Raw genomic sequence first — 12,763 nt, forward strand, 5'->3', positions numbered from 1 at the left:
AATGCTTTATTACTAACTAATGTGAATGATTCTTGCAATTGAAGGCACGCCAATCGAATTCCAAACAAACAACATATAATATCCTGGTGGTGCAATATTAGCGTTTGCAGGGGTTTTAAGCGTTACAATTTTATTCTTTATGGGTACTGCAAGATTGAAGAAACGGGCTTCGGCATCAAGATTATGCGTTACAGCGCCCACTCGTAAAAGTGTCACACGACTAATGACCTCGTCTGATTCCACAGAAAAATTTTGATTCCATCCTATAGTCGTTGTTGGCGCATCGATAATTTCCGGTCTAAAGGCAAGCTGACCGCTGCCATCTTTTTTGAACAAATAAGGTGGATAGTAAATTTCACCATTTAATTGTTTGAGAGGCCCAGGTGCTCCACCGCCTCCGGTGATTATTGTGCCATCCGGCAACAAGAGAGATGTAGAGTGATAAAGCCTGTAGGTCGAGGCATTGGCTGCCATAGACCATGTATTGGTTGCAGGATTCCAAAGCTCGGTAGTCAATGTTGCACCTGTTAGGCTATTTCCTGAAGAGGATCCTCCATTAATCCAAACTTTTCCATCCGCTAATACTGTAGTGCTTCCGTACAAACGTTCAACACTCGGTGTGCCTGCAGGGCTGACTACCGGATCACCGCTACCATTGATATTTACGGTAATAGCCGTGCGATTCCGACGCAAAGAAAATATTTTACCTGGGGCATACATTACGCTCGGTAATTCCCAACGACCTGATTTGGGTTTTGTGGTTTGATATTTCGTTACTGTGCCGGTATTGGTTATATCCAGCTTGTATGCGGCATCCCAATGAGAAAGAATGAATATTTTACCTTGAGGATTTACCCATGCACGAGGATAGTACCAGGAAGCTGCACCTAAGGCCCCATAAGCATAATCGTCGGTTGCGGTTGTAAGTGAACGCCAGCTTCCGTCGATGGCACGAACTTCCGGAGTAGGTGAATAAGAAGCAGTGGTCGCAGGTTTCGTTGTGGATCCGGCAAAAAACCGATCATTCCGTCCACCAAGAACAACATGCTCCCCGTTTGGCATGGTAACACTCGTTGCATACCAACGTTTATAAGCCATCTGCTGTGGTTGACGTATTAATGTGTCAGTTGCTGGATCAAAAATATTGACGTCGCTATTGGCGTAATTGCGCAATCCATTTACTAGTGCATCTCCACCGACAATTAGAGCTTGACCTGTGGCTGGAATGAGTGCATGACCGGCACAAAAAATATCAGTGTTGGTTGTATTTGGCAAAACTGTAAATGCATTGATATTGGTCCCTAAATTAGGATCCCAAATTGCATAATACATTGTTGCGCCTTGTGCACCTGCTGTATTTGTTCCATAGGCAAATACTCGACCATCGGGCATCAGCATCATTGCAATAGGAATGATGGGCCAATTATGTAGTGGGCCAAACGCTCCTTTGATATGCGCAGATGATGCTGCAGAAGCAATCGAAGAATAGCTTTGTAGAACCGCTAAAAGAGTTAGCGCAACTATAAAGCCCTGAATTAAGCTTTGTAGCTTGAAAGAAATAACACAAGTAAACTGTTTAGCAACCATCATACACCTACACTGAAATAAAAAAATAAAATAATCAAAAAACCTAATATAAATAAAAGAATACTTGACTTTATATTAGATTTAATAATTTGCGTTTATGAATCAACCACTTGCTTTATAAGTATTGATTTTATAATTCTTTGCTTGGAATATTCTGTGATATTCACCACTTAATAATTGTTACATATTTTGGCTTCTGGAACTTATAAATTTCCTACTGGGATGTTTACTCTATTCAATTAGGATTTTTATCCTGGCTTGTCATGAATTACCTTATTTTGTTATCAAGATTTATTATCAAGACGAGAATAGATTGCAAAGGATTGCAAACATTAGAATACAAAACTCAGAAAATTCACGGAATTCGTAGGTGCTAAATAGGAAATGAGGGGAACGTCGAGTACTCTTATTTCGCAATAAACGTATGCGAATATTTTGCAAAAATTATTTATACTACCTAACCTAATCGAATAGTGGATTGATTCTTAGGTCAATCAAATTAGCAGTTACGATGTTGCAACAGTTTTTATATCGGATGTTTTGGATACTGAACCGCTTGATTCAGTTGTACCAATTTTGCCGAATTGTTTGGGCTTGTTGAAATACTTGTTCTAAACCCGTTTGGTCTTTTTGTTCTAGTAATGCCTGCACAGCTTTTAGTTCTGTATTGTAAGTTTTTATCTGTTTAAGGAGTTCGTCGCGGTTTGCCAAGCAAATGTCACGCCACATTTCTGGGGAGCTACCAGCGATACGAGTAAAGTCTCGAAACCCACTACCTGCAAAACGAAGCAGATTGCTGGGGTCATTGGTACTATGATGCAAATAATGCATCATAGTGAACGCCAATACGTGTGGCAAATGACTGGTGATGGCCAGTATTTGGTCATGTTCATCAGCATGCATGGTTGAAATTTTTGCACCGCATGCCTGCCATAATTGGCAGACTATTTCGAGTGCTTCTGGGTTGGTTTGTTCAAGAGGCGTTAGAACAACATGTTTATCTTTAAATAAATTAACTTGTGCTGCAGTTACACCGCTTTGTTCTGTACCTGCAATAGGATGGCCTGGAATAAAATTGGCGATATTGTGGATTGTAAGATGCTTTAGAGCGGATATAATAACATCTTGTTTGGTACTTCCAGCATCCGTGATGATCGTGTTTGGCTCCAAGTGAGGTGAAATCCGTGCCATGATCAGTTCGGTTTGTCCAACCGGCATAGCGAGAAACAGCAAGTCTGCGTCAATGAGCGCTGTAGCGTAATTATCGGAAATTTCGTCGATCACGCGCTGCTCCAAGGCACGCTGCATGTTTTCTGGATTGCGACCGATACCTGTGATATGTTGGACCATGCCAGCTTGGCGCAATGCGAGTGCAAATGATCCGCCGATCAAACCTACACCGATGATGACAAGTTTCTTAATGTGCGGGGTGGTTTGGTTTTTCATAGTATTTTCGTGATGGATGCTGCGTGCTATTTATATACTGCGGCCAATAGCTCGCGCAATATCGTTCAGCGATTCCATCAGTTGATTGAGTTCTTGTGGGCTCAAGGCTTGATCCGAATCGCACCAGGCCTCACAAGGGTTGGGGTGCATTTCTATCAATAAACCATCAGCGCCTGCCGCAATCGCTGCACGTGCTAGTGCAGGAACCATCCATGATTTTCCACCCGCATGTGATGGATCGATGATAACCGGGAGATGAGTTTCTCGTTTTAGAACGGGTATGCATGTGATGTCCAAGACATTGCGATAAGCTGTTTCGAAGGTGCGGATACCACGTTCGCAAAAAATAATTTGATGATTCCCACCCGCAGCAATATATTCTGCAGCCATTAACCATTCAGCGATAGTTGCAGATAAACCACGTTTGAGAATGACGGGCTTATTAATACGCCCAACTTCTTTCAGAAGATCAAAATTTTGCATATTACGCGTGCCGATTTGAATCAGATCAACATCTTGCTCAAGAAAAGTATCTAGCATGCGGACATCCATTAGTTCAGTGACAATCGGTAAATGATATTTGTCAGCTGCTGTACGGAATATTTTTAATCCATCGACGCCGGTGCCCTGAAAAGTATAGGGACTCGTACGTGGTTTAAAGGCGCCGCCACGCATCAAGCGGCATCCTGATGCAACGACTTGTTGCGCCGCCAAATCCATTTGTGCTTGAGTTTCAACTGAACAGGGACCGGCAATTACTTGAATTTGCTTGCCGCCGATTGGAATCCCTCGTATATCGATGATGGAGTTGGTCGTGTGAGATTCTCTGGAGACAATTTTGTATTGCTTGACGATGTGCATCGAAAATTCTACGCCAGGCATGGGGTCAAACATTTCCGGAGTAAGCTTACTTTCGTCGCCAATGGCGCCAATTACAATTCGATTAGTACCGCGCGAAATATTAGTGTCGTGTCCGGCAGCTTTGATTTTTTCGGTTACTGAATCGATCTGCTCTTCGGTAGCCGTTTTTTTCATTACAATTATCATACTAGCTCTCCTAAAGCGTATTCGAGTGCATGTAAAAAGCGTTCGTTTTCTGAAGCTAAGCCGATTGTCACTCTTAAATGATGAGGCATTTCATAAATACCGAGTGGACGGATAATGATGCCTTGGTGCAACAGACTCTGATACACCTTGGGTATATTGGTAGCATTACCTTCGATACGAAAGCTAATGAAATTACCAACAGAAGGTATAAATTCGATATTGAGCTTACGAAAACCGTCTGTGAGTTGCAACATTCCTGCGCGATTCAATGCGTAGGATTTTTGAACAAATTCACTATCATTCAGCGCTGCTAAGGCGCCGGCTAAACCAACGCTGCTTACGTTGAATGGTTGCCTTACGCGATTCATCAAATCAGCGACGTCGGGGTGAGCAATGGCAAAGCCGACACGTGCACCCGCTAAACCATAAATTTTTGAAAAAGTCCGCGTTACAATTAAATTCGGAAATTCTTTCAACCATTGAATGCTGTTGGCTCTGTTGATTTCTGGTAAATATTCATAATAAGCTTCATCGAGGATAATCAATACGTCTCGTGATACTCGTCCAATGAAGCGATATAAATCATCGTTATTAGATATTGTGCCTGTTGGGTTATTGGGGTTGGCGATAAATACCATGCGCGTCTCTGGTTTGATTGCATCCAGCATGGCGGGCAGATCGTGACCATAGTCTCGTGCGGGGACTTGAATGCCGTGCGCGCCGGTAATTTGTATTACCAAGGGGTATACTGCAAAAGCATGCTGAGAGTAAACTGCCGATGCCCCGGGTTTAAGAAATATGCGTGCAACTAAATCTAATACGTCATTGGAGCCATTGCCGAGAATGATTTGCTCAGACTTAATATCGTAATGGGATGATAAAGCAGCTTTTAGCTCGAAACCACTGCCATCGGGATACAAGGCGACATTTTGCATGGCACTAATCATGGCATCTAACGCTAATGGGCTAACGCCTAGTGGATTCTCGTTGGAAGCAAGCTTAATAATTGTGCTTGCTTCCAACCCAATTTCCCGTGCTAGCTCGGAGATTGGTTTGCCTGGTTGGTAAGGTTGAATTAGCCGAATATTTTCTGGAACGAAGTCACAAAGATTCATAAAAAGCACTTCTACAAGAAATTGATTTAATAAGTGTTAAGCATTAAGCAGAATAGATATGGTTTGTAATGCAAAACTAAGAGGATGGATATGATCCTAGTACTTTCAGGAAAGATGCTTTTTCTCGTATTTCGGAAAGCGCGGCCGCTACATTGTTGTCGCGTTGATGTCCTTCTAAGTCGATAAAAAATGCATAACTCCACAAACCTGTGGGCAATGGCCGTGATTCCAAGCGACTCATACTAACATTGTATCGGGCGAGTGGCTCCAATATTCGATAAATGGCACCTGATTGGTTATGTGTGGACAATGCTAATGAAGTCTTATCCTTACCAGATGGATCAACCCATTGATTGCCAATGATCAAGAAGCGTGTAGTGTTTTTGGGATCATCTTCAATATTTTCTGCGCAGATAGTTAATCCGAACAAGCCTGCGGCCCTTTTACTGCCGACTGCCGCGGAAAGCTTATCGTTTGCCGCGAGACGAGCTGCTTCCGCATTGCTGTTGGCGTGTATGAAAGCCGAAGTGGGGAGCTGTGGTAAATTTGATTTCAACCAGTGCTGGCATTGTGCCAATGACTGTGGGTGTGAGTAAATTCTTTTAATTTGCGCTAAATCAGCAGATCGTGACATTATCGATTGATGTATAGGCAATTGAATCTCACCGCAAATATGCTGGGGGGTTTGTAGCAGTAAATCCATCGTTCTACCGACCGCACCTTCAGTGGAGTTTTCAACCGGGACGACACCATAATCCGCACTATCAAGCTCGACTGCGCGAAATACTTCATCAATGGAATCACAGGCTATCAAGGTAACTGCATTACCAAATCGTTTAAGTACAGCATCTTCTGAGAAAGTTCCACTTGGACCGAGGTAGGCGACCCGTATCGATTTTTCTAAAGCGCGACACGCCGACATGATTTCAATGAAGAGTTGCTGGATGTGCGCGTTGCTTAATGGACCAGGGTTCTGTTGCTGAATATGTGTCAGTATTTGAGCTTCACGTTCGGGGCGGTACGCGATATTGTTGTTACTATCCCGTTTGATTTCACCAATCTTGTGTGCCAGTTCAGCGCGCTGGTTAAGTAATCCGAGTAATTCTGCATCGATCGTATCAATTTGATCTCGCAGCGGTTTAAGAATTTTAAGCATAAAAAAGAATTGAAGTTACATAATATTTTGTATCAACAGGAATCAGGCGCAGGAATGTAGCGAGCCATTAGAACTCCGTTGATTGCGTTGATTTCATTCAGAACTTCTACGGGTATCGGGCTATCTACATCAACCAATGTATATGCCATTTCTCCGCGAGATTTGTTGATCATGTTGTGAATGTTAAGTCCAGCTTTCGCCATACTGGTGGAGATTTGTCCCAGAATATTCGGTACATTGGCGTTTGCGACTGCGACACGGTAAGGGCATTCACGCTCCATCTGGGTATCAGGAAAATTAACGGTATTGGTGATGTTGCCATTTTGCAAATAATCGATCAGTTGATTGACTACCATCACTGCGCAATTTTCTTCCGCTTCTAGAGTGGATGCGCCAAGATGCGGTAAGGTAATGACGGATTCGTGATGTTGTAGTTTTTTACTCGGAAAATCGCAGACATAATATCGAATTTTACCTGTTGATATACCGTTCAGAATGGCGTCCTCATCTACGATCGCACTGCGAGAAAAGTTCAGCGTAATAACTCCTTGTTTCATCAATTGGATACTCTTTTCATCGATCAAATGATAGGTGGAATCCAATAAAGGAACATGTACGCTGATAAAATCACTGCGTCGGAGTAAGTCCTCTAAGCTATTTGCCTTTTTAACCTCTGCAGATAAACTCCAGGCTGAATCGACCGTGATTTTGGGATCATAACCGATGACTTTCATGCCTAGCTTGACGGATGCATTGGCGACCAATCGGCCAATCTCACCTAATCCGATTATGCCCAGTGTGCGTCCTGGCAATTCAATACCTGAATAGCGTTTTTTTCCATCCTCAGCACGCATATTGAGTGTTGCATCGTCACCTTGCAAGGTTTTTATGAATTCTAATGCAGGGACAAGATTACGTGCTGCTAAAAACATGCTAGCCAATACCAATTCTTTGACAGCATTGGCGTTTGCGCCAGGTGTATTAAATACAGGTACACCACGCGCATTCATTGCTTGTACCGGAATATTGTTAGTGCCTGCACCGGCGCGTCCAATAGCTTTGACACTCAAGGGAATCTCTGCATTGAGTAAGTTAAACGAACGCACCAGGATTGCATCTGGTTGGGCGATGTCATTACCAATTTGATAACAATTGACAGGAAATCGACTTAAGCCCAGGGGAGAAATGTGATTCGCAGTTTGTATCTTAAAAATATTTGACTGGAATTCAGGCATGGTGATCGGCAAACTCCTTCATGAATGCTACCAATTTTTCTACACCTTCGAGTGGCATAGCATTGTATATCGATGCACGCATGCCACCAACTGAGCGGTGCCCTTTTAATTGAATCAATCCATTTAATTTTGCTTGTTTGAGAAACGCATCATCCGAAGCTGAGTCGTGTAACGTGAAAGGAACATTCATGCGTGATCGATCTGATTTTGCCACCGGACAGTGATAGTACTCGGTATTATCCAGGAAATCATATAACAAATTGGCTTTGGCAATATTGATAGCTTCAATTCCTTCCAAGCCTCCTTTTTGCTTCAGCCACTGCAATACCAACCCAGTAATATACATGGCGTAGGTTGGCGGTGTGTTATACATAGAATCATTCTTTGCATGGATATGATAATCGAAAAGCGTTGGGGTATTCGCCAGAGATTTTCCTAATAAATCTTCTAAAACAATCACAATGGTTAGACCGGCGGGACCTAAATTTTTTTGTGCGCCCGCATAAATCAGTCCGAACTGACTGACATTTACTGGACGAGACAAAATATCAGAGGACATATCGACGACCAGTGGAATATTGCGATTAGGGTCGATTTGCGGTGTCCAATGGAATTCCACCCCGCCGATAGTTTCGTTGCTCGTGTAATGTATATATGCAGCTTCAGGGTCCAGTTGCCACTGATCTTGTGAAGGGATATAGGTAAAATTGCGATCAGAAGATGAAGCGGCAACATTCACAGTGCAATATTTGCTGGCTTCTTCAATTGCTTTGCTCGACCATTGACCGGTATTAATATAGTCAGATTTCTTTTTCCCTTGCAGCAGATTCATAGGAACCATCGCAAATTGACTAGAGGCACCGCCTTGTAAGAACAACACCTTATAATTGCTGGGTATTTGAGCTAATTCACGTAAATCATGTTCGGTTTGCTCGGCAATCGCCATAAATTCCTTACCGCGATGACTCATTTCCATGACGGACATACCGCTACCGTGCCAATCCAGCATTTCATCACGTGCTTGCTCTAATACTTCCTTAGGAAGAATGGCGGGTCCGGCGCTGAAATTATAAATCATAATTTATGGTCTTGTTATCCAATTGATGAGTGCAATTTCAATTATCCGTATCTTCTTCATTTTCTACTACGCGTTCCAGACCTGCAAGTTTTTCGCCAGAATCTAGATTGATGAGTGTAACACCTTGGGTCGCACGACTCATTTCACGTACTTCCTTGACGCGTGTGCGAATCATGATGCCACCGGAAGTAATCAACATGATTTCATCATCAGGTCTGACCAGTTTGGCGGTTACAACTTTACCATTGCGTGGGCTGGTAATAATTGCGATCATGCCTTGCGTACCGCGATTATGGCGCGTGTATTCGCTGATCGGAGTACGTTTGCCATAGCCATTTTCAGTAGCTGTTAATACAGTTAACTCTTCATCTTCGGCAACCAGCATCGATATTACTTTTTGTCCTGAACCGAGTTTCATGCCGCGTACGCCACGAGCAGTGCGTCCCATCGGACGAACATCATTCTCATTAAAGCGGGTCGCTTTACCATTATCAGAAAATAACATGACGTCGTGCTTTCCTTCGGTTAACTCAACGCCAATTAGATAATCTCCTTCATCTAATCCTATAGCGATAATGCCATTATTGCGTGGTCGAGAAAATTCTGATAAAGGTGTTTTCTTTACAGTGCCAAAAGCTGTGGACATAAAGACAAAGCGTGTTTCATCAAAAGACTTAACGGGTAGTATCGCGTTGATTTTTTCACCTTCTTCTAGCTGTACCCAGTTAATGATAGGCTTGCCGCGTGATAGGCGACCACCCTGTGGAACTTCGTAGACTTTAATCCAATATACGCGTCCTAGGCTAGAGAAGCAGAGGATATAGTCGTGCGTATTGGCAATGAACAGTTTATCGATGAAGTCATCATCCTTGGTGCTGGTGGCCAATTTTCCGCGACCGCCACGTTTTTGTGCTTGATACTCATCGAGCAATTGCGATTTGATATAGCCGCTATGCGACAGGGTAACAACTACGTCAGCGGGTGCAATCAAGTCTTCTACACTTAAATCTTGTGTATCAAAAATAATCTCACTGCGTCGTGCGTCACCGAATTGTAATTTTATCGCATTAAGCTCATCAGTAATAATCAGGGTAATGCGTTCTGGATTTGCGAGAATATCAAGGAAGTCGATGATTCTATCGATGATTTCCTTGTATTCAGAAACTATTTTTTCTTGTTCCAATCCGGTTAAACGTTGTAAACGTAGTTCAAGAATGGCTTGTGCTTGCGCATCAGATAATCGATAACCTTGTTGTTGCAGTCCAAAAACTGGATCTAATCCATCGGGGCGCAGCGCACTAGAGTCCGCAATGGCTCTTGATAACATTTCTGCTACTAGCTGCGAGCGCCAAACTCTCGCCATTAGAGCTACTTTTGCATCGGCTGGTGTTGGTGCCGCTTTGATTAATGCAATGATTTCGTCGACATTAGAAAGTGCAACGGCTAAGCCTTCTAGTAAGTGGCCGCGCTCACGCGCTTTTTTCAATTCAAAGGCTGTGCGGCGTGTAACTACCTCGCGTCGATGGCGTAGAAAAGCTTCGAGGATTTGCTTAAGATTCATTAAACGCGGCTGACCATCGATCAGCGCAACCATATTCATACCAAAGGTATCCTGCATTTGCGTTTCTTTATGCAGGTTGTTCAGAATGACTTCCGGCATTTCTCCGCGTTTCAGTTCTATCACGACACGCATACCAGACTTGTCTGATTCGTCTCGTAAATCTGAAATACCTTCGATTTTTTTATCGCGCACTAACTCACCGATACGAATCAATAGATTGGCTTTATTGACCTGATACGGTAGTTCATCAATGATGATGCTTTGCCGACTGCCTTTTTCCAAATCTTCAATATGCGTGCGGGCGCGCATTACCACGCGTCCGCGTCCCGTACGATAACCGTCTCGTACCCCGTTGATTCCATATATGATTCCAGCAGTAGGAAAATCTGGTGCCGGTATGCACTCAATGAGCTCGTCAATACTGATATTGGGGTTGTTGAGTAATGCAAGGCAAGCGTCAATGACTTCATTCAGATTATGAGGGGGTATATTGGTTGCCATCCCAACAGCAATGCCCGATGAGCCATTAATCAACAGATTAGGAATTTTGGTTGGAAGAATTAGTGGTTCATGTTCGGATTCATCGTAATTCGGTCCGAAATCCACCGTTTCTTTATCAAGATCAACTAGCAATTCGTGAGCGATGCGCGACATACGGATTTCGGTATAACGCATTGCAGCAGCATTATCTCCATCCACAGAGCCAAAGTTACCTTGACCATCAATCAGCATATAGCGCAGCGAAAAATGCTGAGCCATCCGCACAATGGTGTCATAGACGGCGGTATCACCATGCGGGTGATACTTACCAATAACATCACCAACGATGCGTGCAGATTTTTTATAAGGCCTGTTCCAATCATTGGAAAGTTCGTGCATCGCGTATAGCACACGCCGATGTACAGGCTTCAGTCCATCTCGAACATCAGGTAGGGCGCGTCCAACGATTACGCTCATTGCATAATCGAGATAGGAACGCCGCATTTCTTCTTCCAGACTAACGGGTAACGTTTCCTTGGCGAACTGATTCATGTGTGTTTTATAAAACGACAGAGTCTGCTAGGGATTATTAGCAGCTATTAGGTAACGAAATAAATAAATGGGCACATTCTATCATGTTGTGATTGATTCTCTGATATCTTTGATGTTTCGATAGAAAAACAGTGCTGTTACAATAATTTTCTCTTACAAATGACTTGAAAAACCAAATTAAATAAGTGACCATGATAGCTTTTTAGCTTTTCCGAAAGTTTCGATTTGAGTTGCTGGTTAGTGTTGTTTATTTTAATTTAAATTAATCCAGGGTCTTTTAAGTGAGTGCTGCAAGTGAATAATTTAATGAATACCTACGCGAGACTCCCTGTTACCTTTACTAGAGGAGAAGGGGTGTGGCTTTGGGATGATCAAGGACAGCGTTATTTAGATGCATTATCAGGTGTTGCGGTTTGTGGATTAGGACATTGTCATCCTCGGTTGGCAAAAGCAATTTGTCAGCAAGCTACAACATTAATTCATACCTCTAATCTTTTTCGTATCGAAAAACAAGAGCGATTGGCTGATCGCCTAGTAGCTTTATCTGGAATGGACAAGGCGTTTTTTTGTAATTCCGGGGCAGAAGCGAATGAAGCGGCGATAAAACTTGCAAGACTCTATGGGCATAATAAAGGCATTTCTTTGCCGACGATTATTGTCATGGAACGATCATTTCATGGCCGTACTATGGCAACTTTAACGGCAAGCGGCAATCGTAAAGTGCAAGCTGGATTTGAACCGCTGATGACAGGTTTCGTGCGCGTCCCTTACAATAATTTGGAAGCTGTTGCGCAGGTTGCGATCAACAATAAAGAAGTCGTGGCGTTGTTGGTCGAGCCTTTCCAGGGTGAAGGCGGCGTGAATATTCCCGAAACCCATTATTTGCAAGGATTGCGTGAATTATGTACTCGGAACGATTGGTTGTTAATGTTGGATGAAGTACAATCGGGTATCGGGCGTAGTGGAAGATGGTTTGCGTTTCAGCATAGTCATATCGTTCCGGATGTCGTGACCTTAGCTAAGGGATTGGGTGGTGGCGTGCCTATTGGAGCTTGTCTGGCAAAAGGTGCTGCAGCAGAAGTTTTTCAGCCGGGTAACCATGCTTCTACCTTCGGTGGTAATCCATTGGCGTGTGCTGCTGCGCTTGAAACGTTGGCGGTGATATCTGATGAAGGCTTGCTGGATCACGTGGTGAAGTTGGGTAGTTTTCTACGTGATCAATTTAATCGCCAATTGGCAGGCCAAAAAGGTGTAATACAAGTTCGAGGCCAAGGTTTGATTACTGGTATTGAATTATCGACTCCCTGTACCGATTTGGTCAAAAGAGCTTTAGAGAGGAAGTTATTGATTAATGTAACGTCGGATAGAGTGATACGTTTGCTACCCGCATTTGTGATGCAGCAAAGTGAAGCGGAGCAGGTCGTTGATATACTCTGCCCGTTGATAAAGGAGTTTCTAAATAACTAAGCATGATTCAAAAGTTTTGATGGATTTGGTTGGTTATTG

9 protein-coding genes are annotated in these 12,763 nt (G+C 43.2%); 1 reads left to right on the top strand and 8 read right to left on the bottom strand.

Annotation, left to right across the window (positions count from 1 at the left end; genetic code table 11):
* Positions 1 to 12: 12 nt before the first annotated feature.
* The 8 genes from W03_RS04010 to gyrA all read right to left on the bottom strand — a co-directional run bounded on the left by W03_RS04010 (position 13) and on the right by gyrA (position 11,257).
* A complete protein-coding gene (locus W03_RS04010) occupies positions 13 to 1,590 on the bottom strand; it encodes a galactose oxidase-like domain-containing protein (RefSeq protein ID WP_244071615.1) in 1,578 nt (525 codons plus the stop codon).
* Between the two features lie 558 nt (positions 1,591 to 2,148).
* Complete coding sequence (locus W03_RS04015) at positions 2,149 to 3,033, bottom strand: prephenate dehydrogenase/arogenate dehydrogenase family protein (protein WP_244071617.1); 885 nt, start codon at positions 3,031 to 3,033, stop codon at positions 2,149 to 2,151.
* A 30-nt stretch (positions 3,034 to 3,063) separates the two neighbouring features.
* Complete coding sequence (gene aroF, locus W03_RS04020) at positions 3,064 to 4,080, bottom strand: 3-deoxy-7-phosphoheptulonate synthase (protein WP_244071619.1); 1,017 nt, start codon at positions 4,078 to 4,080, stop codon at positions 3,064 to 3,066.
* Positions 4,077 to 5,195: a histidinol-phosphate transaminase gene (gene hisC / locus W03_RS04025; RefSeq protein ID WP_244071621.1), complete on the bottom strand. Its 1,119-nt coding sequence runs from the start codon at positions 5,193 to 5,195 to the stop codon at positions 4,077 to 4,079. Before hisC ends, aroF begins: the two co-directional genes overlap by 4 nt.
* Before the next feature lie 76 nt (positions 5,196 to 5,271).
* Positions 5,272 to 6,351 carry a prephenate dehydratase gene (pheA, locus tag W03_RS04030; protein ID WP_244071623.1) on the bottom strand — a complete coding sequence of 360 codons (1,080 nt, stop codon included), beginning with the start codon at positions 6,349 to 6,351 and terminating at the stop codon, positions 5,272 to 5,274.
* 32 nt (positions 6,352 to 6,383) lie between these two features.
* Positions 6,384 to 7,586, bottom strand: coding sequence for a phosphoglycerate dehydrogenase (locus W03_RS04035; protein WP_244071624.1), 1,203 nt, complete (start codon positions 7,584 to 7,586; stop codon positions 6,384 to 6,386).
* Positions 7,579 to 8,664, bottom strand: coding sequence for a 3-phosphoserine/phosphohydroxythreonine transaminase (serC, locus tag W03_RS04040; protein WP_244071626.1), 1,086 nt, complete (start codon positions 8,662 to 8,664; stop codon positions 7,579 to 7,581). The genes W03_RS04035 and serC overlap by 8 nt, the downstream gene beginning before the upstream one ends.
* 37 nt (positions 8,665 to 8,701) lie before the next feature.
* Positions 8,702 to 11,257: a DNA gyrase subunit A gene (gyrA, locus tag W03_RS04045; RefSeq protein ID WP_244071629.1), complete on the bottom strand. Its 2,556-nt coding sequence runs from the start codon at positions 11,255 to 11,257 to the stop codon at positions 8,702 to 8,704.
* A 294-nt stretch (positions 11,258 to 11,551) separates the two neighbouring features.
* On the opposite strand from gyrA, the gene W03_RS04050 reads away from it, so the two are divergent.
* A complete protein-coding gene (locus tag W03_RS04050) occupies positions 11,552 to 12,724 on the top strand; it encodes an aspartate aminotransferase family protein (RefSeq protein WP_244071631.1) in 1,173 nt (390 codons plus the stop codon).
* Positions 12,725 to 12,763: the final 39 nt, after the last annotated feature.

It is taken from the genome of Nitrosomonas sp. PY1 (genome assembly GCF_022836435.1).
In the GTDB taxonomy this organism is placed as follows: Bacteria; Pseudomonadota; Gammaproteobacteria; order Burkholderiales; family Nitrosomonadaceae; genus Nitrosomonas.